This is a genomic window from Tenacibaculum aestuariivivum (genome assembly GCF_964507685.1).
Taxonomy (GTDB): Bacteria; Bacteroidota; Bacteroidia; order Flavobacteriales; family Flavobacteriaceae; genus Polaribacter; species Polaribacter aestuariivivum.
The window spans coordinates 1,236,573-1,261,881 of record NZ_OZ208414.1; the positions used below are offsets into that span (position 1 = coordinate 1,236,573).

Annotated in this window: 17 protein-coding genes and 1 tRNA gene; 5 read left to right on the plus strand and 13 right to left on the minus strand. The window is 31.0% G+C overall.

Features of this window, described 5'->3' with window-relative positions; all coding sequences use genetic code 11:
* Window position 1: 1 nt before the first annotated feature.
* Window positions 2–694, minus strand: coding sequence for a Crp/Fnr family transcriptional regulator (locus tag ACN5J4_RS05370; RefSeq protein ID WP_418651081.1), 693 nt, complete (start codon window positions 692–694; stop codon window positions 2–4).
* Window positions 695–800: 106 nt separating this feature from the next.
* Between ACN5J4_RS05370 and ACN5J4_RS05375 the strand changes: the two genes are divergently transcribed.
* From ACN5J4_RS05375 to ACN5J4_RS05395, 5 genes are all read left to right on the plus strand, one after another.
* Window positions 801–1,151, plus strand: coding sequence for a hypothetical protein (locus tag ACN5J4_RS05375; protein WP_418651082.1), 351 nt, complete (start codon window positions 801–803; stop codon window positions 1,149–1,151).
* Window positions 1,152–1,294: 143 nt separating this feature from the next.
* Entirely contained in the window at window positions 1,295–3,796 is a 2,502-nt protein-coding gene (locus tag ACN5J4_RS05380) for a YbcC family protein (RefSeq protein WP_418651083.1), read from the plus strand.
* A gap of 2 nt (window positions 3,797–3,798) precedes the next feature.
* Window positions 3,799–5,664 carry a proton-conducting transporter membrane subunit gene (locus ACN5J4_RS05385; RefSeq protein WP_418651084.1) on the plus strand — a complete coding sequence of 622 codons (1,866 nt, stop codon included), beginning with the start codon at window positions 3,799–3,801 and terminating at the stop codon, window positions 5,662–5,664.
* Window positions 5,665–5,690: 26 nt separating this feature from the next.
* Window positions 5,691–7,301 (plus strand): SulP family inorganic anion transporter, encoded by a 1,611-nt coding sequence (locus ACN5J4_RS05390; protein WP_418651085.1) that lies wholly within the window; start codon window positions 5,691–5,693, stop codon window positions 7,299–7,301.
* A gap of 209 nt (window positions 7,302–7,510) precedes the next feature.
* The gene (locus ACN5J4_RS05395) at window positions 7,511–10,726 is read left to right on the plus strand and encodes a type ISP restriction/modification enzyme (RefSeq protein WP_418651086.1); all 3,216 of its coding nucleotides are present in this window, start codon (window positions 7,511–7,513) and stop codon (window positions 10,724–10,726) included.
* Between the two features lie 210 nt (window positions 10,727–10,936).
* Here the strand turns inward: ACN5J4_RS05395 and ACN5J4_RS05400 are convergent.
* From ACN5J4_RS05400 to ACN5J4_RS05455, 12 genes are all read right to left on the minus strand, one after another.
* Window positions 10,937–11,010, minus strand: a tRNA-Arg gene (locus ACN5J4_RS05400).
* Between the two features lie 19 nt (window positions 11,011–11,029).
* The gene (locus ACN5J4_RS05405; protein ID WP_418651087.1) at window positions 11,030–11,476 is read right to left on the minus strand and encodes a GatB/YqeY domain-containing protein; all 447 of its coding nucleotides are present in this window, start codon (window positions 11,474–11,476) and stop codon (window positions 11,030–11,032) included.
* Window positions 11,477–11,541: 65 nt separating this feature from the next.
* Window positions 11,542–13,461, minus strand: coding sequence for a cell division protein FtsZ (ftsZ, locus tag ACN5J4_RS05410; protein WP_418651088.1), 1,920 nt, complete (start codon window positions 13,459–13,461; stop codon window positions 11,542–11,544).
* A 95-nt stretch (window positions 13,462–13,556) separates the two neighbouring features.
* Window positions 13,557–14,906 carry a cell division protein FtsA gene (ftsA, locus tag ACN5J4_RS05415; protein ID WP_418651089.1) on the minus strand — a complete coding sequence of 450 codons (1,350 nt, stop codon included), beginning with the start codon at window positions 14,904–14,906 and terminating at the stop codon, window positions 13,557–13,559.
* Window positions 14,896–15,636: a cell division protein FtsQ/DivIB gene (locus tag ACN5J4_RS05420; protein ID WP_418651090.1), complete on the minus strand. Its 741-nt coding sequence runs from the start codon at window positions 15,634–15,636 to the stop codon at window positions 14,896–14,898. Before ACN5J4_RS05420 ends, ftsA begins: the two co-directional genes overlap by 11 nt.
* A gap of 4 nt (window positions 15,637–15,640) precedes the next feature.
* Complete coding sequence (gene murC / locus ACN5J4_RS05425) at window positions 15,641–16,981, minus strand: UDP-N-acetylmuramate--L-alanine ligase (protein WP_418651091.1); 1,341 nt, start codon at window positions 16,979–16,981, stop codon at window positions 15,641–15,643.
* Window positions 16,981–18,072, minus strand: coding sequence for an undecaprenyldiphospho-muramoylpentapeptide beta-N-acetylglucosaminyltransferase (gene murG / locus ACN5J4_RS05430; protein ID WP_418651092.1), 1,092 nt, complete (start codon window positions 18,070–18,072; stop codon window positions 16,981–16,983). The genes murC and murG overlap by 1 nt, the downstream gene beginning before the upstream one ends.
* Window positions 18,056–19,246, minus strand: a complete 1,191-nt coding sequence (locus tag ACN5J4_RS05435) for an FtsW/RodA/SpoVE family cell cycle protein (protein ID WP_418651093.1) — start codon at window positions 19,244–19,246, stop codon at window positions 18,056–18,058. The genes murG and ACN5J4_RS05435 overlap by 17 nt, the downstream gene beginning before the upstream one ends.
* Window positions 19,247–19,261: 15 nt before the next feature.
* Window positions 19,262–20,596 carry a UDP-N-acetylmuramoyl-L-alanine--D-glutamate ligase gene (murD, locus tag ACN5J4_RS05440; RefSeq protein WP_418651094.1) on the minus strand — a complete coding sequence of 445 codons (1,335 nt, stop codon included), beginning with the start codon at window positions 20,594–20,596 and terminating at the stop codon, window positions 19,262–19,264.
* Between the two features lies 1 nt (window position 20,597).
* Window positions 20,598–21,824 (minus strand): phospho-N-acetylmuramoyl-pentapeptide-transferase, encoded by a 1,227-nt coding sequence (gene mraY, locus ACN5J4_RS05445; protein ID WP_418651095.1) that lies wholly within the window; start codon window positions 21,822–21,824, stop codon window positions 20,598–20,600.
* Between the two features lies 1 nt (window position 21,825).
* Window positions 21,826–23,292, minus strand: coding sequence for a UDP-N-acetylmuramoyl-L-alanyl-D-glutamate--2,6-diaminopimelate ligase (locus ACN5J4_RS05450; RefSeq protein ID WP_418651096.1), 1,467 nt, complete (start codon window positions 23,290–23,292; stop codon window positions 21,826–21,828).
* Complete coding sequence (locus ACN5J4_RS05455) at window positions 23,293–25,305, minus strand: penicillin-binding protein (protein ID WP_418651097.1); 2,013 nt, start codon at window positions 25,303–25,305, stop codon at window positions 23,293–23,295. It abuts the gene before it with no gap.
* Window positions 25,306–25,309 lie beyond the last annotated feature (4 nt).

The following is a 25,309-nucleotide window of genomic DNA, read 5'->3' on the forward strand; positions in this document are numbered from 1 at the left end:
ACTAGCTTTTGAAGCTTAAAAACTCCAATAGAGCTGTTTTATTTTTAATATAAATAATTCTTTTATCTATTCTAATCCATCCATTATCTTTAAAAACCTTAAGACTTCTCCCTAAACTTTCTCTTGACGTACCAATAATATTAGCTAAATCATCTCTTGTTAAATCAATACCTTTATTTTGTATCTTTTGTCTATTAAATTTAAAATCTAATAATACTAAAAAAATACCAAGTCTTGCATTTTGATCTTTCTGAGCTAATAATGCTATGGTATTTGCCAATACTCCAAATTCGTGACTAATATTTTTTAGAAGAGCTTCTTTAAGTACCGGAATCTTATTTAAAAGCATTCTAAAATTTTTTTCTGAAATAAAATTAAGTTCTAAATCATCTAATGCCTGACAAGAATCTTGATAACGTTCATCTCCTAATAAAGCATGATAACCTAATACATCACCTGAAGTATAAATATAAAATATTTGATTATCTCCATTAAAGCCTTTTTTAAATTTTTTAACTCTTCCTTTTTTAATTTGAAAAATTCCAGTAGGAATGCTATGCTCAAAAAACAAAAAACTTCCTCTTTTAACGAACCAAGGCTCTACAGCGGCATCTACCAATTGTGAATCTGTATCATTTAATTCACTAAACAAAAGGTTACTTTGGAAATCGAACTGTATAAAAAAATCTTTCATCTTCAAAAAATAAATTACAAATGTAATAAACACCATTTCTTAAACGTAATAAATGTTACGTATATTTGTAATATTAATTACATATATTATTACTTTAGTCATAACTATGAATTTTAAATTTATCTTAATAGCACTTATTCTCTTTCTAATACCAGAAAGAGGATTATTATTGGATAATTTTAAAACAACACCTTCTTCAAATACAACAGAAAACCAAAATAATAAATGGGCTGAAGAAGAAAAAGAAGAAACAGAAATTACCTCAGTACTATTTGATAATGAAACAATTGAATCTGGAAGTTCTTCAGGAAGTAACACTACCGCTTTTACAAAATTAGAAAACAACTTTATTTTTCATAATTATTTCACACTTAGTTCTACCATTATTAAACATTGGGTTTTAACTTCTAAATATCCAAAATACATTCAGTACTGCTCCTTAAAACTACATTGTTAGTTAAATCTTTATAACAATTTTTTTCTTAAATATTTTAGCAACTAAAAAGTTGCTAAAATATCTATTAAGTTACAATTTTTTTATTCTAATAGAGATATTGTAAAGAAAAACCTCAACATTTATTTTTAATTAAAAAATAAAAAATGTCTACAAAAAAAGCCATTTTTGATGAAGTTAATACGCTACATCAACTTAAACATTTTTTACCTGCACAAGCACCTCTAAAAGATTTTGTTCATCATAACACTTTACATGCTTTTCAAAAAATACCTTTTTTTGAAGCTTTACAAAGTGCTTCAGAAATTTTTGGTTACAAAACCACATTATCTCTTAAAGAGTTTCAAGAACTTTATAAAACAGGAGCTATTAATAACACTATTTTCAATAAAGTTATTATTGAGAGAAAAGGTACAGCTGAACTACAGCACTGGAAAGAGTTACTGTTAAAAACAACTACCTCTCAAATACCTAAACCTAAAATAGGACAGTTAAGAGCTAAATGGAAATCAATTTTTAAAATTGATCTAGATATGCTAGTACATCCAAAATTATTTAAATTAATAGGTGCCTACCTAGATCAGGGTGTCTCTGAAAAACGTTTTCCATATCCAGAATTACCTTTTCTAGAAGCTGTAAAAGAATTACAAAAAAATAGTCTTGCACCTATTTTTAAGTCTAAAAACTGTGTTCAATTACTTTTCAATCCCGATAGTACTATTACTTTGTTATTAGATAAAATTATAGGAAACCCTTTATACTATGAACAATATTTATTTGACCAACAATTTAGCCACCCAGGCTGGTCTGGTATAATAGCAACTATTGAGCAACAACCACAAACACTATTAGACCGTAGAATGGTTACTCTACAAGATTTTATTTTTATTGAATTACTTCTTGAACTAGAAGCATTAGAAAAAAATATTGGATGTAATGCTTTACCTATAAATGTAAAAAAACATTTAAGTAAACCTATTCATTTATTTTCTTATTCTAAAATCACCACCTATTGGGAAATCATTGCTATATGGCAAAATGCGTATGAATGGACATATCATAGTCAAGTACTTGACGGAATATTACAGTCAAAAAGTAAAAAAATAAAAAGTAAAAAAGTTGCTTTTCAAGCTTTTTTTTGTATTGATGATAGAGAAGAATCTATACGTAGACATTTAGAAAATGTAGCCTCCAATTGTGAAACCTTTGGAACACCAGCACATTTTGGGTTAGAGGCTATGTATCAACCTGATTCGGGTAAGTTTTACACTCAAATATGCCCAGGATCTTTAACACCAAAACACTTAATAAAAGAAGTAAACAGAGCTCAAAAAAACGAAAAAGATATTCACTTTAATAGAAGTTCGCATCGTTTATTTACTGGTTGGTTACTCTCTCAAACTATTGGTTTTTGGTCTGCTGTTCGTCTTTTTTTAAACCTATTTAGACCTCGAATTACACCAGCACACTCTTCTGCCTTTGAGCATATGGAGCATGTATCTAACTTAACTGTTAAAAATACAAGTAAAAATTTAGAAAACGGATATAAGGTCGGTTTTACGGTAGCTGAAATGACAAAAATTGTTAAAGGTAATTTAGAGAGTACTGGTTTAACTTCAAGTTTTGCTCCAATCATATACTTAATAGGGCACGGAGGTAGTAGTACTAACAACCCATACTATGCAGGTTATAATTGTGGTGCTTGTTCTGGCAGACCTAGTTCTGTAAATGCTAGAGCTGTAGCTGAAATGGCAAATCGTAAAGATGTACGTGATGCTTTAAAAAAATTAAATATTAATATTCCTAAAACAACAATTTTTATAGGAGGGTTACATGACACTACAAGAGATGAAGTAAAATTTTATGATGAAACTAAACTAAATAAACATCATCAAGAATTACATAAAAAATATCAAAAACAATTTGAAACTGCTTTAGCTAATAATGCAAAAGAAAGGGCACGTCAATTTTTGTTAACCAATATTAAACAAGAAGCTTACAAGGTACATAAAGATGTAAAAAATCGTTCTACCGCACTATTTGAACCTAGACCTGAGTTGAACCATTCTAATAATACACTTTGTATTGTAGGAAATAGAACGTTAACAAAAAACGTATTTTTAGACCAACGTGCTTTCTTAAATTCTTATGATTATAAGCAAGATATTAATGGCGAACAATTAAATGGCATATTAGGCGCTGCAACCCCAGTTTGCGGAGGCATTAATCTTGAATACTATTTCTCTAGAGTAGATAACCAAAAGCTAGGTGCTGGGTCTAAACTGCCCCATAATGTTATAGGGCTTTTTGGAGTCTCAAATGGTATTAAAGGTGATTTACGTACAGGGTTACCATCACAAATGATTGATGTACATGCACCTTTACGATTAATGATGATTGTAGAACATTATCCAGACATTGTAATGCAAGTAATTCAAAACAACAACAACCTTTTAGGGTGGTATAATAATGAATGGCTCAAACTTGCAGTCATCCATCCTGAAACAATGAAAGTATCTATTTTTAATAAAGGCAAATGGGAACCGTATAAATCAACAGGAAATACTATTGCTAAAGTAACTGATTTAATGCCTGTTTTTGAAAACGAATCATCTAACCTCCCTGTCTATCAAATAAACACTCACTAAAAATGGAAAATTTATTACCATTATTTTTAATAATCCCAATAATAGGCCTGTTAATAAGCCTTTTTTTTTCAGATGTAAAAGAAAAAATAATCAGTACCACCGTTATTTTTACCATGGGCTTGTATGTATTATTTTCTTTTTCTTTTACCATTTATTGGTTAATAAAAAGTAGCGAAGCCTTAAACATAAAAGAAATTTCACTTTACAGTTCAAATAATTACAATTTTTTTATTGATTTTTATTTTGACAAAATCACCGCTGTTTACCTTTTATTTTCAGGTGTATTATCCTACCTAATAGCAGTATACAGCAGAGTGTATTTACATAAAGAACCTGGTTACAAACGTTTTTTTACCACATTTCTACTATTCTTCTTATCAATACAAATAATAGTACTTTCTGGTAATTTTGAAACCTTATTTATTGGTTGGGAAATATTAGGTGTTTCTTCATTTTTATTAATTGCCTTTTACCGTCACCGTTATTTACCTGTTAGAAACGGATTAAAAGTGTTTTCTATTTACAGAGTAGCAGATTTAGGTATTTTGCTTACCATGTGGCTAAGTCATCATCTATGGCATCAAAACATTACTTTTGAACAACTAAATAATACACCATTAGTATCAGAACATCTTTCTGAACATACAGAAATAGGAATTTTAATATCTTTAGCTATTTTAGTAGCTGCTTGTGTAAAATCGGCTCAGTTTCCTTTTTCTTCATGGCTACCAAGAGCCATGGAAGGACCAACGCCATCTAGTGCTATTTTTTATGGCTCTATTGCAGCACATATTGGTGTATTTTTACTGTTACGTACAGCTCCTTTTTGGCAACAATTTATTGCAATAAAAATTACTGTTATTTGCATAGGTACTATTACTGCAATAATGGCAACCGTTTCCTCTAAAGTACAATACTCTGCAAAAGCACAAATAGCCTATTCATCAGTAGCACAAATAGGAATTATATTTATTGAAGTAGCATTAGGTTTTGAAACAATTGCACTGTTTCACTTAGTGAGTAATGCTTTTTTACGCAGTTATCAATTATTAATAAGCCCATCTATGGTTACTTATTACATTAGAGAGCAATTTTATAATTTTGTTCCTTACAAAAAAAAGAACACTCCTAAATGGTTACAAAAATGGGAAACAACACTATATGTTATAGGTTTAAATGAATGGAAATTAGATCAAATATTATATATATATTTTTGGAATCCTATAAAAAAAATAGGTGTATTATTAACAAAACTTCAACCAAAACCATACGTACATGTAATATTAGCGGTGCTACCTATTTCTTTACTTTGTATCAGCAACTTTGCGGGTTCATCAATAGTAACGCATAATATACTTCCTATACTTTTTGCAAGTACTGGTTTACTATTAGTTATTAGAACTTTTAGCGAACGTAAAAATGCTAAACTCGCATGTATAATGCTATCATTTAATCACTTATGGATTTTATTAGCTGTAACTTTTAATGATAAAGTTAGTATAAACCATGCTTTTATATACTTACTTGGTGTTATTGTTTCTAGCATATTAGGATTAGTTGTATTACAACAATTGTCTAAAAAAGCAACTTTTAATCTTAACGATTTTTATGGCTTGGCATTTCAGCAAAAACAACCCGCTTTTTTATTTTTGCTATGTACTTTAGGTTTAATGGGGTTTCCTATTACAACAACATTTTTAGGAGAAGATTTGTTATTTACCCACATACATGAGCATCAAATTACCTTAGCCTTATTAATATCCTTCAATTTTGTACTTAGCGGCATTAGTTTAATGCGCATCTATGCCCGAATATTTATGGGCCCTGTAAAAAACAGTAATATATCAACAGCAAGAAGATCATCATAAAAAATAAAAATATTAAATAATTACAAATGAAAACTAAAAATTTAAAACATATACCTGCAGATGGATGGGCAGGGTTTAAAGAAAACTTTAAAGCTGATGCAATTTCAGGTTTTATAGTATTCTTATTAGCATTACCTTTAAGTTTAGGAATTGCAAAAGCCGCAGATTTTCCTCCAATTATGGGCTTAATATCTGCTATTATAGGTGGTTTATTAGTAAGTTTTATAATGGGCTCTCGTTTATCTATAAAAGGACCTGCTGCTGGGCTTATTGTTATTATTGCAGGATCTGTAGCCGATTTTGGTCATGGAGATAATGTTTTAGGTTGGAAATTAGCTCTTGGAGCAATGGCTGTTGCCGGTTTAATTCAAATTATATTTGGCGTTTTAAAACTAGGTAAGCTTGCTGATTTTTTTCCATTATCTGCCATTCATGGAATGCTTGCCGCAATAGGTATTATTATTATTGCAAAACAAATACCTGTATTATTAAATGATGCACCAAATATTTCAAAAGGAATGGGACCTATAGAATTACTTTGGAATATTCCTTATTTTATAAAAAACTTAGAACCTAAAGCCTCTTTAATTGGTATTGTAAGTTTGTTAATAATGTTATTATGGCCACTTATTAAAAACAAAACTATTAAAATGATTCCTGCCGCACTAGTGGTGCTTATTTTTGCTATTCCTGCCGAACTTTATATGGATTTTTCTAATACAGAACCTTCATACGCCTTATTAAAAGTTGGTAGTTTACTCGATAATTTAAATATCAATGCAAGTTTTGATGGAATTTTTCAAACAAGTACATTTATTAAATATGTAATTATGTTTGCTTTAGTAGGTACTTTAGAATCATTACTTACCGTAAAAGCAGTAGATATGCTAGACCCTTACAAACGAAAATCGAACATGAATAAAGATTTAATTGCCGTAGGTATAGGTAATACTATTGCAGCATTTTTGGGTGGTGTACCCATAATATCTGAAGTAGCACGTAGCTCTGCCAACGTTGCAAATGGTGCACAAACTCGATGGGCTAATTTTTTTCACGGCTTCTTTATTTTAATATTTCTATTATTAGCCGCTCCTGTATTAGAAATGATTCCAAATTCGGCATTAGCAGCCATGCTTGTAGCAGTAGGTATTAAACTAACACATCCGCGCGAGTTCAAACATATTTTTAAAATAGGTAAAGAGCAATTATTTATTTTTATGGTAACCATAATAGTTACACTAGCTGAAGATTTATTAATAGGTATTGTAGCCGGTATGTTGTTAAAAATGGTAATTCATTTATTTAACGGAACGCCTATAAAATCGTTTTTTAAAGCTCCTACCGTTGTATCTAACATAGGTGATAAGTATTTGGTAGAAATTGATAAATCGGCAATATTTACAAACTACTTAGGCATTAAAAGAGATTTAGAAGACATTCCACAAGGCATACACATAACCATAAATTTGCAAAAAACCAAACTAATTGACCATTCGGTAATGGAAAATCTAGAACATTTTAAAAACGATTATGAATTAAATGGAGGTAAAGTAATATTTAAAGGGTTAGATAACCACCATGCAATGTCAAACCATCCGATGGCAGCCAGAAAGCAAAAAAAACAATCCTCTTTTTAAAAAAAAGCAATATAAACTTTAAGTTACAAGTGGTTTAAAACCCTTGTTACTTAAAGTTTATATTACTAAAACAAATAGTCAAAATAAATTAAGTTTAAAAAATTCTAGTTTATTGCCTTCAATTATAAAAAGCAGCAGCATTTACCCCCCTATTTAATAATATTTTTAGCTATTATTTGGTTACTTTTGGTTTGCTTAGAAAAACTGTTATGACCATACAACAATACATTACCAAAATAAACACCCTTTTTATAACTGGTAATGCCCGAGAACACTCTTACAGAGGCGATTTGCAAAACCTAATCATGGCAATTTTGCCCGATGTTTTAGTAACTAACGAACCCGCAAGAGTTGCCTGTGGTGCGCCTGATTACGTATTAACACGCAAAAATATTCCTATCGGATATATTGAAGCTAAAGATATTGGGGTAGATTTAAACAGTAAAACCCTAAAAGAACAGTTTGATAGATACAAAGCAGGTTTAACAAACTTAGCATTTACCGATTATTTAGAATTTCAGTTTTATAGAAATGGTGAGTTAACCACAAAAATTGCCATTGCTAAAATTGAAAATGGGCAAATTATTGGAATCCCTGAAAACTTTAAACAGTTTACACAACTCATACAAAACTTTGCGCAAACAGTATCGCAAACCATAAAATCGCCAACAGTATTAGCGCAAATGATGGCGGGTAAGGCCAAATTAATGGCCAATATTATTGAAAAATCATTAAATGAAGACGACCAAAACGAACATCGCTCGAATATAAAATCGCAAATGTTGTCGTTTCAACAAATGCTAATTCATGATATTGATAACAAAGCCTTTGCCGATATTTATGCACAAACAATTGCTTACGGAATGTTTGCCGCCCGATACCACGACCCTACTTTAGAAAATTTTTCAAGACAAGAAGCTGCCCAATTAATACCTAAAAGTAATCCGTTTTTACGTAAACTTTTTCATGATATTGCGGGTTACGATTTAGATGACCGCCTTGCGTGGATTGTAGATGAGTTGGTACAAATATTTTTAGCGTCTGATGTTGCCGACATCATGAAAAACTTTGGTAAAAGCACCAAACAAGAAGACCCTGTTGTACATTTTTACGAAACTTTTTTAGGAGAATATAATCCTGCGTTACGAAAAGCTCGTGGTGTTTGGTACACCCCACAACCTGTGGTTAATTTTATTGTTAGAGCGGTTGATGATGTATTAAAATCAGAATTTAACCTTGCACAAGGGTTAGCCGACACCAGCAAAACAACCATTAAAGTAAAAACCGATATTGTAAATAAAAGCTTTAAAAGCGGTTATAAAGAAGTTGATAAACAAGTACACAAAGTACAAATTTTAGACCCCGCAACAGGTACGGGAACTTTTTTATCCGAAGTTATAAAACACATCCACAAAAAATTTAAAGGACAACAAGGTATTTGGAGCAACTATGTTTCTAAAAATTTAATACCTCGTTTAAATGGCTTTGAATTGTTAATGGCAAGTTATGCCATGGCACACCTAAAAATGGATATGCTACTTACCGAAACTGGCTACAAACCTAAAAACGACCAGCGTTTTAAAATATTTTTAACCAATAGTTTAGAAGAAGCCCATAAAGATAGCGGTACCTTATTTAGTAGCTGGTTAGCCGATGAAGCCGACCAAGCAAATGCCATTAAAAGAGATGCCCCTGTAATGTGTATTATTGGAAATCCGCCGTATGCCGTTAGTAGCACGAATAAAAGCGAGTGGATTTTAAATTTAATGAAAGATTATAAAAAAGATTTAAAAGAAAGAAACACTCAACAATTATCAGATGATTATATTAAATTTATTAGATATGGTCAATACTTTATCCAAAAAAATGGAAGCGGTGTTTTAGCGTATATTTCTAATAATAGTTTTATTGATGGAATAACGCATCGGCAAATGCGAAAAAATTTATTAGAAACTTTTGATAAAATTTATATTTTAGATTTGCATGGTAATTCACGTAAAAAAGAAATTTCTCCTGATGGTTCGCTAGACCAAAATGTCTTTGATATTATGGCTGGTGTTTCTATTAATATTTTTGTAAAAACAGGCGATAAAAAACCAAAAGAATTAGGAAAAGTTTTTCATGCTGATTTATTTGGAAAACGTATGTTAAAATACTCATTATTAAATAAAAATACTTTTTCAACTATAAAATGGGAAAATTTAGAATGTAGAACGCCAAATTATCTTTTTGTTCCTATTAATTACAAATCAAAAGATAAATATGATAAAGGTTTTAATTTAAATAATTTATTTTCTCATAATAATTCTGGATTAGCAACTGAATTTGACAAAATAACTATTCAAAAAACAGAAAAAAAATCTAAAAATATATTAAATGATATTAAAAATATTGAACCAAAAGATTTTATAATAAAATACTCTCTAAAAGAAAAAGATTTAAAAAAAGTAATTCAAGCTAAAAAAGATATAACCATTAATAAAGCTCGAATACTTAAATTAAATTATCGTCCTTTTGATGAAAGATTTTGCATATACACAGGGTTTTCTAATGGTATAATGGGAAGACCAAGAAATGCTACTATGCAGCATTTTATTAATAAAGATAATTTTGGAATTATAGTTTCTCGTACTGTTTATGGTAATTATGATTGGCAAGATATACAAATTACAAATACTATTACGGAAAAAGGTATAATGGCTATGAGAGTTGGAAATGCTGCTATTGTTTGTCCTCTCTATTTATATCCCGAAGAAAAAAAAGATACTGATATTTTTTCCGAAGATAAAAAAGGAGAAGCAATAGTACGAGTTCCAAATTTAGATAAAAAAATCATCAATAAAATTGCTAAAAAATTAGGTTTAAAATTCACCAACGAGAAAGAAGAAACCGCAAAAACTTTTGCCCCAATTGATGTTTTAGATTATATCTATGCCGTTTTACACTCGCCAAATTATAGAGAAACGTACAAAGAATTTTTAAAGATAGATTTTCCTAGAGTTCCTTTTCCTAAAGATGAAAAAACATTTTGGAACTTGGTAAAATTAGGCGGAGAAATACGCCAAATTCATTTATTAGAAAGCCCCATTGTAGAAAATTCAATTACCCAATATTTAGGCGATGGTAATAATATAATTACCCGAAAATTAACAAAAACCGATATTGGTTATCAGGCTGTAACCGATACACACGGAAAAGTTTGGATAAACGACATCAATTATTTTGATAATGTTCCTTTAGTTGCTTGGAATTTTTATATTGGTGGGTATCAACCCGCTCAAAAGTGGTTAAAAGACCGTAAAGGACGAGAATTAGAGTATGAAGATATTTTTCATTATAATAAAATTATTGTTGCATTAACCGAAACCGACAAAATAATGAAAGAAATTGATTTGATTGATTTTATAGAAAAGGACGAAAAATAAAATATTTGGTAAAATAACGTTATACCAAATTTAGTTCAGCCTTGCACAAGGCTAAAAACTGTAACAAATAAAAACACAAATTTGAACTAAACTCAGTGTAACGAATTCTAAATTATTTTTTTCAACAAGAGGTTTCAACCCCTTGCTTTATTATTTTAAAAACCAAAAAAGCAATAACCTAATAATTAGGTTATTGCTTTTTATTTTTAGTGACTGCGAAGGGATTCGAACCCCCAACCGTCAGAGCCGAAATCTGATATTCTATCCAGTTGAACTACGCAGCCATTATTTATTTTACAAAATTTACGCTAATGTTTGCTTAACAATTGTTGATATTGTTGCGCCATCGGCTTGCCCTGCTAATTGCTTAGATACAATTCCCATAACTTTACCCATATCTTTCATACCTGTGGCACCTGTTTTTTCAATTACTTGAGCCACTACCTTTGCAATTTCTTGTTCTGATAATGCTTCTGGTAAAAACTGTTCTAAAACCTTTGCTTCAGTTAATTCAGGTGTTGCTAAATCTTGTCTACCTTGTTGAGCAAAAATAGTAGCACTATCTTTACGTTGTTTTACTTGTTTTTGAATAATTTTTAAAGCTTCATCTTCTGATATTTGTCCAGCACCAGTTTCAGTATTTGCTAACATAAAAGCAGCTTTTAAAGCTCTTAAGGCTGTTAAAGCTGTGGTATCTTTCAATTTCATAGCTTCTTTCATTTTATCCATTACTTGTTTTTGCAACCCCATAACTTTTATTTTTATATTCAACTTAAAAAACAATACTACATTTATATACTAAAAACAATGCTTTATTAATCTACATTATCATGTAAAAACGAGTTATTAGAACGTGATATACCATTACCATCACTATTTAAAGCAGTATCTGACCTACTAATATCTGAATCAGCATTAATATCAACCCCTAATCTTTTATAAGCAGGTTCACGCTCAATTTCATCAATATTTTTAGCTACCTGGTCGTTAAACTTGTAGTTAAACCCTTTCATTTTATCGCGTCTTTCTTGTGTTCGTTTTTGCAATTCAGAAATAGTAATACTTAATGGCGATACTTCTTCGCTAGTGGTATCAACCCTATTAATTTCTTCTTGAGTTTTAGACCTTACCTTAAATTGTAATTCTTTTTCAACCTCTTCTTTTATGACAGGTTTTGAACTTTTTCCTATAGTTGGTTGTACATCAAAATCATCTAAAACATAACGTTTTTCAATTTGATGCGCCTGCGGCGTTTCCTTTTGCGTAATTACATTAGCTTTTTCAATATTAACTGAATTATTTACTACAGTACGTGGTTGTACCACCTCATTTACAGGTTGTGTTGGTGTTACCTGTGCTGACTCAATAGGGGTAATTTCTTCATAAGCATTTACAGGAATGTCAAACAACAAATCTTGCTGTACTGGTGCTTGCGTTACCTCTTTATCAACAGCTGTTTGTGCAGTAATATCAGTAATAATAAAATCGTCTTCAGAAACTGTTTCAATAGCTACTTGCTCGTAGGCAACCGCTATATTTTTAATTTCTTCTGTAGTTGGTATTAAATTTAATACTGGCGACACCTCATCATCCTCTAAAGTATAAACTTTTTTTACTGAATTTTGTACAGAAAGTGGTTGATTAATACCAGGAGCAACCTGCATTTTTTGCTCTCCAAAATTATAGGTTGCTTTTTGCTCATCCTCTAATGTGTGAACAATTTTTTTTACCTCTGCATTGGTAATAGTACCCTGTTGATCAGCAGTAAAACCAGTTGCAACAATAGTTACAGCAATACCATCTTCTAATGATTCATCTTCACCAACCCCCATAATAATGTTGGCATCATAACCCGCTTCATCTTGAATATATTCGTTAATTTCTCCAATCTCATCTAAGGTTACTTCCTTAACTCCTGAAACAATTAATAATAGTACGTTTTTAGCTCCTGTAATTTTATTATCGTTTAACAATGGAGAGTCTAATGCTTTTACAATAGCATTTTTAGCTCTATTTTCTCCAGTTTCTTTAGCTGACCCCATAATAGCAGTTCCACTATTAGAAAGTACTGTTTTAGCATCATGTAAATCAATATTTTGTTTATAATGATGTGTTATTACCTCAGCAATACCTTTGGCTGCAGTAGCTAAAACCTCATCTGCTTTAGAAAAACCAGCTTTAAAACCTAAGTTTCCATAAACTTCTCTTAATTTATTGTTATTAATAACAATTAAAGAATCTACGTTTCTACGTAGCTCATCTATACCGTCTTGCGCTTGTTTACTACGTCTTTTACCTTCAAACTGAAATGGCATAGTAACGATTCCTACCGTTAAAATATCCATATCTTTTGCAATTTTAGCAATAATAGGTGCAGCACCAGTACCTGTACCACCACCCATACCCGCGGTAATAAATACCATTTTGGTATGTGTGCTTAACATTTGCTGTATCTCCTGAATACTTTCAGCAGCAGCTTGTGCTCCAACATCAGGATTTGCACCTGCTCCTAAACCAGAAGTTAAGTGGGCTCCTAATTGAATTTTATTAGGAATTGGGCTATTTTCTAATGCTTGTGCATCTGTATTACAAATCACAAAATCTACTCCATGAATTTGTCTACTAAACATGTGATCTACAGCATTACTTCCTCCCCCACCAACACCGATTACTTTAATAGCATTCGATTGTGTTTTTGGCATGTCGAATGAAATGTTATTGAATTCTGTACTCATAATAACTTTCCTTTTTTTTAAAAATTTTTATTCACTTACACTCTTTTTAGGGGGATAAAAAAATGCTTACTTTACTTACTTTATATTATAACCTACTACTCTGCGTTGTCTAAAAACTCTTTAAATTTATCAGTAAATTTATCAAAAAAAGATTTAGACTTCTTCTTTATAATAGGTGTTTTCTCTTCTACAACCTCTTTTTCAAATGTTTCGGGCTCATCGATAGTTTCTTGTACTGTAACTTCTGGAACTTCAACAATAGGTTCAGTTATAACTTCATATGATTTTTTTTGCAAACCTTCCATTAACAAACCTACAGCTGTTGCGTATGATGGACTTGATAAAACATCATCAGAATCTCCTGCTAAATGCTCATTAGGATATCCTATACGAACATCCATACCCGTTGCGTACTCGACCAACTGTCGTAAATGCTTTAATTCTGAGCCTCCCCCTGTTAAAACAATACCTGCTATTAATTTACCTTTTTGTGTTTCATGCCCATAATTTTTTATTTCTAAATATACGTGTTCTATAATTTCCTGAACCCTAGCATGAATTATTTTTGATAAATTTTTAAGCGTAATTTCTTTAGGTTCTCTACCTCTTAATCCAGGAATAGAAACAATTTCTGTTTCTTTATTTTCTCCTGGCCATGCAGACCCGAATTTTACTTTTAACAACTCTGCTTGTTTTTCAATAATAGAGCATCCTTCTTTTATATCATCAGTAATTACATTTCCTCCAAAAGGAATTACGGCTGTATGACGAATAATACCGTCTTTAAATATTGCTAAATCGGTAGAACCACCCCCTATATCAATTAAAGCAACTCCTGCTTCTTTTTCTTCCTGACTTAAAACAGCAGCTGCAGATGCTAATGGCTCTAATGTAATTTCTGAAAGTTGTAAACCTGCACTTTTTACACATCGCCCTATATTTCTAATAGAAGAAACCTGCCCTACTACTACATGAAAATTAGCTTCTAATCGTCCGCCATACATCCCTATAGGTTCTTTAATATCTGACTGACTATCTACTTTATAATCTTGTGGTAATACATGTATAATTTCTTCACCCGGAAGCATTACCAACTTATGTACCTGGTTAACTAGACTTTCTATATCACCTTCATTAATTACTTCGTCTGATTTTTCACGTGTAATATAATCACTATGATGTAAACTTCTAATATGTTGCCCTGCTATACCAACAACTACACTTTCAATTTTTTGTCCTGATACACTTTGTGCCTCTTCAACTGCTTGTTGAATAGATTTAATTGTTTGGGTAATATTATTTACCACACCTCGTTTTACACCTAAGCTTTTAGCCTTACCAATACCCAAAATTTCTAATTTGTCGTATTCATTTTTACGACCAATCATAGCTACTATTTTGGTAGTACCAATATCTAAACCAACGGCAACTTTATTATTCTCCATTTTGCTTTTGTTTTGTGCACACAACTTGGTTGTGGTATTTTACATTTATTGTCTTATAATTTTCAATTGTTTTATCAATCAATGCCTTATTATAAAAAGCTAATAGCTTTTTAAATTTAATAGCTACATTTTCAAGCTTTCCAAAAACTATTTTATATGCTCCGCTACGAACAGTAAATAAATATTCATTTTCAGTACTTTTTTGAATTGCTATAATTTCTTTACTTAAAAAGTCGTTATTTTTTATTGTTTCAATTAATGTTATTAACTCGCTTATATCTTCTGTACTATTTATTCCTGACACCAATGGTACTCGTGCTGAAAAATTAGCCGATAAAGGAATTTTCATTCCAAACTTATCTACATAATATGACGTATTGTTACCAACAATACGAGCTAATGGACTGCGCTGTTTTATGAACGTTTTTAACTCACCATTAATAGTTAAACAAACTGCTGCTTTTTCAACATATGGGTTTTTTAAAACATTTGTTTCTAAAAGGTGCAAATTTACTACTCTTTTTGGTTGATTTTTTACAAATTTCTTATTTTGTATTAACAATTTATCAATCATACTGTGTGTCAAAAAGTTATTATCACCCGCCTCAAATTCAACCACCGTATTCGCTACTTTTTTTACCCCATTTTTGTTTGCTGTAAAACCGTACAGAAAACCTACAAAAAACAGTAACATTATAAAAGAAATATATGTAGCTATTGTTTTCATCATTAACTTATATATTTTTTTCTAAATTATTTTTAACTTCATTTACCATTAACCCTATATCTCCTGCTCCTAACATTACTATAACAGCCGCTTTAGATTTGATTATTTCGTTACTTAGGTTTTCTTTAAAAACTAACGCTTTATCTACTATTTTTATTTTATCTAATAACCATAATGAAGTTACGCCTTTTATAGGTAGCTCTCTAGCCGGATATATGTCTAACAACATTACTTGATCAAACTTTGATAACGCTGTTGCAAAATCATCTCCAAAATCATTTGTTCGACTATATAAATGCGGCTGAAAAACAACTAACACTTTTTTATTCGGATACATTTCTCTTATAGAGTGTGCTACTGCGTTTATTTCTGTAGGATGATGTGCATAATCATCAATCAACACCAAGTTTTCTGTTTTAATTTTATATGAAAACCTACGTTGAACTCCTGTAAAACTTTTAAGTTGTTTTTTAATATTTTCTAATGAAACTCCATAAACATCAGCCATTGCTAAGGCCGCTAGAGCATTCATCATATTGTGCACTCCTGGCAAATGAAACTCAATATTTTTTACTACTGATGTTGGTGTTTTAACGTCAAAAACATAGCTACCTGTAGCTACCTTTACATTAAATGCACTATAATCTGCAGTTTCATTTACAGCATAAGTTAAACCCTTTAAAGGCAACCCTTTGGCAACTATTAAAGTATCTGAAACTTTATTTGCAAAATCTCTAAACGATTGTTGCAACATTTCATTTTCACCATAAATATCTAGGTGATCAGCATCCATAGATGTTATACATGCAATATTAGGTGATAATTTTAAAAATGACCTATCAAACTCATCTGCTTCAACTACTGATAATTTATCATCTCCTAAAATAAGGTTTGAGTTGTAGTTTTCGGCAATACCTCCTAAAAAGGAAGTTGCTTTTTCAGGCTGCATTATGTGCCCTAAAATTGATGATGTTGTTGTTTTACCATGTGTTCCTGCAACAGCCAAACAAAAAGTATTTTTAGTAATAGCTCCTAAAACCTCGGCTCTTTTTAAAATATTAAACTTATTATTTATAAAATAATTTAATTCATGATGCGTACTTGGAATTGCGGGTGTATAAACAACTAAAGTTTCGTTTTTGTTTAAACAACAATTATTAATATTTGCTACCGCATCTTCAAAATGAATTTGCACACCAATATCCTGCAATTTTTTAGTAATTTGACTTGGTGTTTTGTCATATCCAAACACATTTTTTCCATTTACTGAAAAATAACGAGCTATGGCACTCATACCAATTCCTCCAATTCCTATAAAATAAACGTTATGTATGTTTTTTAAATTCACTAAATAATTAATTTTTCTATTTGATTTACAATATCATTTGTTGCATTAGGCAATGCTAATGCTTTAATATTTTCACTCAAACTTTGTTGTTTAGCTTTATCTTTTAACAATGCTTCCAATACTATCGGAAAAGTATCTAACTCACTCTCTTTTACTAAAATTGCTCCATGTTGATTTACAACAGACAGTGCGTTTTTAGTTTGATGATCTTCAGATACATTAGGCGATGGCACAAAAATAGTAGGCTTTCCTACAATACATAATTCTGATACTGAACTTGCTCCTGCTCTTGAAATTATAAAATCGGCACTAGCATAAGCTAAATCCATCTTATTTATAAACTGATGCACTTGAACGTTTGCTATTTTATTATATTTTTGATATTCATCAAAATATAACTTACCACATTGCCAAACCAACTGAACGTTTTGTTTTTTTAAAAAGTTTAAGTTTGTTTCAATTAACTCATTTATTTTTCGTGCCCCTAAACTTCCTCCTAAAATAAGAATTGTTTTTTTTTCAGTATCTAATTCAAAATATGCTTTTCCTTCGTCAACTTTTGATTTAATAGTTAATAAATCTTGACGAACAGGGTTTCCTGTTTTTATAATTTTATCTTCAGGAAAAAAACGTTCTAATTTATTATAAGCAACACATATTTTATTTACTTTTTTTCCTAATAATTTATTGGTTATTCCTGGATATGAATTTTGTTCTTGTATTAATGTTGGTATTCGTTTTTTGGTCGCAACCATTAATGTAGGACCACTAGCAAAACCACCGGTACCAATTACCACATTTGGTTTAAATTTTTTAATTATGGTATGTGCTTTCCATAAACTACTTATAAGTTTTATAGGAAAAAGTAAATTTTTAAACGTTATTTTTCTTTGAATACCTGAAATCCATAAACCTTTAATAGCATAACCTGCTTCCGGAACTTTTTCCATTTCCATTTTATTCTTTGCGCCTACAAACAAAATATCTGCCGTTGGATAACGGTGTTTTATTTCGTTTGCAATTGCAATAGCTGGGTAAATATGCCCACCTGTTCCGCCTCCGCTTATTATAACATTAATCGACTGTTTCATGTAAAATATCTAAAGGGTTATCATCTAAAATTGTTTCTTCTGTTTCATTTTTAGAAGCACTTACACTTAATATCATACCTAAAGCAAAACAGGTCATCCAAATAGAGGTACCTCCACTACTTATTAAAGGCAATGTTTGCCCTGTTACAGGTAATATGTTTACGGCTACAGCCATATTTATCATGGCTTGAAAAACAATTGGTATTCCTACACCTAAAACCATTAATGTTGCAAAAATGGTAGTTGCTTTCATTGCCGTAATTAAAATTCTAAATAAGAGTAAAAAATAAATAAATACAACTATTACCGCCCCTACAAAACCATATTCTTCAATAATAATAGCATATATAAAATCAGAAGATGATTGTGGTAAAAAGTTTTTTTGCACACTTTTACCTGGCCCTCTACCTATTACACCACCCGTAGCTATTGCTACTTTTGCATGCTCTACTTGGTAATTTTCTTGTCCATCTGATTTAGAAAATCCTTCAATTCTACTTTGCCAAGTACTTACACGGTTTGGCATTACACCTGGAAAAGCTTTAGCTACTAATATGAAAAATAATAACGCAAAAAAACCGATGCTTAATATATACCCTATATATTTTAATGGATAGCCTCCTATAAAACTTAATAATAAAACCATTAAAAAAACAATTGCTGTTGTTGAAAAATTTGCTGGAAGCACCAATATTAATATTGCTCCTACAGGCAACCACAATTGCACTAAACTTTCTTTAAAACTTATAATTTTTTCTTTATTTTTAGCTAAATACCTTGATACATAAACCATTAATACTAAACCCGCCAAGGTAGAGGTTTGAAAACCAATACCTACAAACGGAATTCGAATCCACCTACTTGCATTTGCGCCCCCTATAGTAGTTCCTTGCGCTAGTGTAAATATTAATAAAAAAAAGACTAAAGGAAGCATTAAAACGGACCCTCCGCTAAAGTAACGGTACGGAATTTTATGAACCCCGTAAATTACAGCAAAACCTGTAATTAACAACACTACATGTTTTACTAAATGCCCAAAAGTAGAGCCATTACCAACTACGTATACTAAATTGGTACTAGCACTATATATTGGCATAAATGAAAATATTGCCAATACGGCAACAATAGCCCATATAGCTTTATCTCCTTTTATATGTTGAAAGATGTTTCTCATCAATCAGTTGGGGTTTTATAAGTTTTTTATTGCTTCTTTAAATTTATTACCTCTGTCTTCGTAGTTTTTAAACAAATCAAAACTAGCACATGCTGGCGATAATAAAACAGTATCTCCTGATTTAGCTATTTTACTTGCTACTTTAACAGCCTCTTCAGCTCCTGCTGTTTCTACGATAACGTTTACAACACTACCAAAGGTTTCTATAATTTTTTGATTATCTAAACCTAAACAAACTATTGCGGTTACTTTTTCTCGTACTAATGATAATAAATCAGTATAATCATTTCCTTTATCAACACCTCCAACAATCCAAACAGTTGGTGTATCCATACATTCTAATGCATAAAAAACTGCATTTATATTGGTTGCTTTACTATCATTAATAAATTGTACTCCATTAATTTTTTGCACATACTCTAAACGATGCTCTACACCTTCAAAATCTAATAAACTTTCGGCTATTGCTTCTTTTCTTACCTGCAACAATTTTGCTGCCATAGCTGCTGCCATAGCATTTTTTGTATTATGTTTTCCTTTTAATACTAATTGTGAAGCATTCATTAATATTTCTTCAGTGGTTAATTTCATTATAATAGTGTCTTGTCTTAAAAAAGCACCGTATTCTAATTCTTTTTGAGTAGAAAACGGAATTTTTTGTGCGTTAATTTTATTTTTTTGTAGCCAATTAGCTATCGCTTCATCATCTGCGTCATAGATTAAAAAATCATTTGCTGTTTGATTTTTTGTTATTCGAAATTTTGAATTTATATAATTATTAATATTATACTCATACCTATCTAAATGATCTGGTGATATATTAGTAAGTATAGCAATGTGTGGCTTAAAACTATCAATACCATCTAACTGAAAACTACTAAGCTCTAACACATACTCGGTATAATTTTGTTGTGCAACTAACTGCGCAAAACTATCTCCTATATTGCCACCAACACCAACATTAAAACCTGCCTTTTTTAGTATATGACCTGTTAATAACGTAGTGGTAGTTTTTCCATTAGATCCTGTTATACCTATAATTGTGGCATTTGTATAAGTAGCTGCAAATTCAATTTCAGAGACTATTTTTACCTCTTTTAATCGTATTTTTTGAACTAAAGCTATTTTATCTGGAATACCAGGGCTTTTCATTACTATATTCGCATTTAAAATATCTTTTTCTGTGTGCTTATTTTCTTCAAAAATTATAGAATTTTCTAATAGTACTTTTTTATATTTTTTGGCTATCTGTCCTTTATCAGAAACAAAAACATCAAAACCCTGTTGTTTAGCTAATAAAGCTGTTCCAACACCACTCTCACCACCTCCTAGAATAACTAACCTTTTCATATTATCTTAATTTTAAGGTTACAATTGTTAGTACAGCTAATAAAATTCCGACAATCCAAAAACGGGTAACTATTTTACTTTCGTGATAATTTAACTTTTGATAATGGTGATGTAATGGTGCCATTTTAAATATTCTTTTTCCTTCTCCAAACCTCTTTTTAGTATACTTAAAATAAAATACTTGAAGTATTACAGATACGTTTTCAACTACAAATACTCCTGCTAAAATTGGCAACAATAATTCTTTACGAATAGCAATAGCTATAACAGCTATAATACCACCAATAGTTAAACTACCAGTATCACCCATAAAAACTTGTGCCGGATACGTATTATACCAAAGAAAACCTATTAAAGCTCCTGCAAAAGCAAATATAAAAACTGTCATTTCACCTGAATTAGGAATATACATCACATCTAAATAATCAGCAAAAATGATGTTCCCGGAAATCCATGCGAATATTGCCAAGGCAATTACCATAATAGCCGAAGTGCCGGCTGCTAACCCATCTATACCGTCGGTTAAATTTGCCCCATTTGAAATTCCTGTTACAATAAAAACCACCACAAATATGAAAACTATCCATCCATATTTTTCATAACCGTCTCCTAAAAAATTAAATGCCTGTGCATAATCTAACTCATTTCCTTTTAAAAAAGGAACTGTTGTTTTTATTGATTTATGTGCCTCTCCAAATACTTTTATTTTACCATTAGCCTGCACTACTTGTTGTGCTACAGGTAACTGCTCTTTAATAGTAACATTTGGATGAAAATAAAGCATTGCCCCAACAATTACTCCTAAACCTACCTGACCTAACACTTTAAATTTTCCTTTTAAACCTGCTTTATCTTTTTTAAATACTTTTATATAATCATCAGCAAAACCAATAAACCCCATCCAAATAGTGGTGATCAATAAAATAATTATGTATATATTTTCTAACTTTGCCAGTAATAATACCGGAACCAAGGTGGCTAAAATAATGATTACACCTCCCATTGTTGGCGTTCCTGCTTTTTGCACTTGCCCTGCCAACCCCAAATCACGTACTGTTTCTCCTATTTGTTGTTTTCTTAAAAAACTGATTATTTTTTTTCCAAATATGGTTGATATTAATAATGACAGTATAAATGCAATAGCTGCACGAAACGTAATAAACTGAAACACACTTGCTCCTGTAAGATTAAATTCGGTTTCTAAATATTGAAATATATAATATAGCATGCTACGCTCTTTTTAGTTGATTAAAACAATTTTGCACCTCTTCTAAATCATCAAAATGATGTTTAACACCATTTACCTCTTGGTAGTTTTCATGCCCTTTTCCTGCAATTAGTATAATATCACCTGAGGTGGCTAATTTACAGGCTGTTTTTATAGCTTGCTTTCTATTTACAATAGATAATGTTTTTTTATAATTCTCTGCCGGCACTCCTTTTTCCATTTCATCAATAATAACCTGAGCCTCCTCTGTTCTCGGGTTATCTGAAGTAAATATGGCTTGCCCGCTTAATTGAGTTGCAATCATAGCCATTTTTGGTCGTTTTGTCTTATCTCTATCACCACCACAACCAACAACCGTAATTACATTTTCATTTCCTGTACGAATATCGTTTATGGTTTGCAACACGTTTTTAAGAGCATCTGGCGTATGTGCATAATCAACAATTGCCGTTATTCTATTAGCAGAAATAATATACTCAAAACGCCCACTAACACTATCTAAATCACTTATCAACCTTAAAACTTCTAACTTCTCTAAACCTAATAAAGTTGCAACTCCAAAAATTGCTAATAAATTAGCTGCATTAAATTCACCAATTAACTTAGTCCAAACCTCAATACCATTCATCATTAATAGACTTCCTGAAAATTGTTTTTCTAAAACTTTTGCTTTAAAATCTCCTACGGTTTTTAGCGCATACGTTTGTTTAGTTGCTTTTGTATTTTGCACCATAATGGCACCGTTCTTATCATCTATATTTACCAAAGCAAAAGCTGTTTTTGGCAAAGCGTCAAAAAATGATTTTTTGACATCTCTATATTCTGCAAAAGTTTCATGATAATCTAAATGATCATGAGATAAGTTCGTAAAAACACCTCCTACAAAATGCAAGCCTGCGGTTCTTTTTTGATGAATTCCATGAGAACTAACCTCCATAAAACAATAGGTTACTCCTGAATCAATCATTAACGATAAATATTTATTTATAGCTAACGAATCAGGTGTTGTATGAGTTGCTTTATGTATTTTTTCATTAACCATTACTTTAACTGTTGACAACAAACCTACTTTATACCCCGCTTTTTTAAATAATTGATATAATAATGTAGCAATTGTTGTTTTTCCATTTGTGCCTGTAACACCTACCAATTGTAGTTTTGTTGATGGATTGTTATAAAAATTAGCTGCCATAATTGCTAAGGCTAAATTAGAATCCTCAACCTCAACATAAGTGACCCCTTGTTTTTTATCAACAGGAATATTTTCACATACCACAACCAATGCGCCTAAATCTATTGCCTTTTCTATAAACTGATGCCCATTAACTAAAACACCTTTTTGCGCTACAAAAACATCATCCTGTTTTACTAAGCGACTATCAAACTGAATAGTATTAATTACAACATTAGTATTTCCGTGCACTTTTTGCACAACTACTTTATTTAATATGTCTTTTAACTTTTTCAATTATGATAATTTTAAATAAATTGTTGCTCCTTTTAACACTTTTGATCCGTTATAAATAGATTGCTCGGTTACCTTTCCCATGCCAGAAAAATTAACTTTTAACCCCATGTTTTCCAACAACGCAATAGCATCCATCCCACTCATACCTATAACATTAGGCATAATAGTTTTATACTTTCTTAATTTAGTGTAATAATCTTGATACTCTTTATCAATACTTGCTGAAGAAATTTGATCTGACACCAACTGTTTATCAACAGGTGTTGTGGTATAAATTTTTTGAGCAATATCTTTAAATACTGGTGCTGCAACTAAAGCCCCATAATATCCTTTTTCTTTCTTAGGACTGTGTACTACTACAATGCATGAATACTTAGGTTTATTTGCCGGAAAAAAACCAGCAAAAGAAGCTACATATTTTTTATTAGAATAATGACCATAAACAGTTTGTCCATTATTACTTTTATGTTTTGGAATCCATTTTTTAGCAGTTCCTGTTTTACCAGCCATTGAAAAATTTGAGGAATACACGTTCGTCGCAGTTCCTTTTTTTACCACATTTTCCATAACCTTCCTTACTTTATTTATAGTTGATTGAGAAGCTATTTTTTGCTTTAAAACTTCAGTTCCAAAAGTTTTCTCTAGCCTTCCTCCAACTCTTAACTCTTTAACAAAATAAGGTTTAACTAATTTTCCATTATTAGCTACTGCATTATAAAATGCTAATGTTTGTAACGGAGTTAAATGAATTCCGTACCCCCAAGCCATCCATTCTAAAGAAATTGGACTCCAACTTTTTTCCGAAGGATTAGGTATATAAGGCCTACCTTCTCCTTTTATTTTTACACCAGTTAACTGATCTAAACCAAAAGATTTAATCCTTTTTATAAATTTCTTAGGATTTTTATCATAATTATTTTTAACTGTTTTTACAATTCCAACATTTGATGAAACTTCAAAAACCCTAGCTAATGAAATTTTTCCATGCCCTCCACTTTTACTATCCTCTACCTTTCTATTATTAATAAACATTTTTCCTTTACCACAATCAATAATATCAGAAGTATCAGCCACCTTATCTTCCAAAACAGCCATTAAACTAGCTAATTTAAAAGTAGACCCTGGCTCATGACTTTCCCAAACAGCATAATTTCTTTTCTCGTAATACTTACCCTTTGATGTTCTTCCTAAATTAGCAATAGCTTTTATTTCTCCGGTTTCCACTTCCATTACAACAGCACATCCGTGATCTGCTTCAAAATATTCTAATTGTTTAAGTAATGCATGGTGCGTTATATCTTGAATATTCACATCTATGGTTGTTATCACATCACTACCATCTATAGGCTCTTTTTCATTTACATCATTTATAGGCCTCCATTGCCCTTTGGCTATTTTCTGTTTCAATCGCCAACCGTTTTCACCTTGCATATAATCAGCAAATGCTCCTTCTATACCTGCCCCACCTCTTTTATTATCATAACCTATAGTACGTTCTGCAATTTTACCAATAGGGTGCACACGAACCGTACTTTGCTCCGCTATAAAACCACCCCTATAAATTCCTCTATTAAAAATAGGAAACTCTCTCATTTTTGCGTAATCATTATACCCCACATTACGCGCAATTAATAAATAGCGATTTTTCCTGTTTTTAGCTTCTCTTATTTTTTCTTGATAGTAATTAGCCGACTTACCTAACAAACCAGATAACGATTGTGAAAGCGACCGAATATTTTTTTCAAATACATCTGAAGGAACAGCTACCGCATCCATTCTAATAGTATATTTTGTCATTGAGGTGGCTAAAAGATTACCATCTTCAGCATACACATTTCCTCTATTAGCAAATATAGTATCATTCTTTACCGTTTTTTCCAAAGAAAGTTTTCGATACTTATCTCCTTCTAAATACTGAAGTTTAAAAACTCTAAATATAATAGCTACAAAAAAAAGCGCCATTAAAACTACAACTACATAGAGCTTGTTTAAAATGCTTTTCTTAATTACCATTATT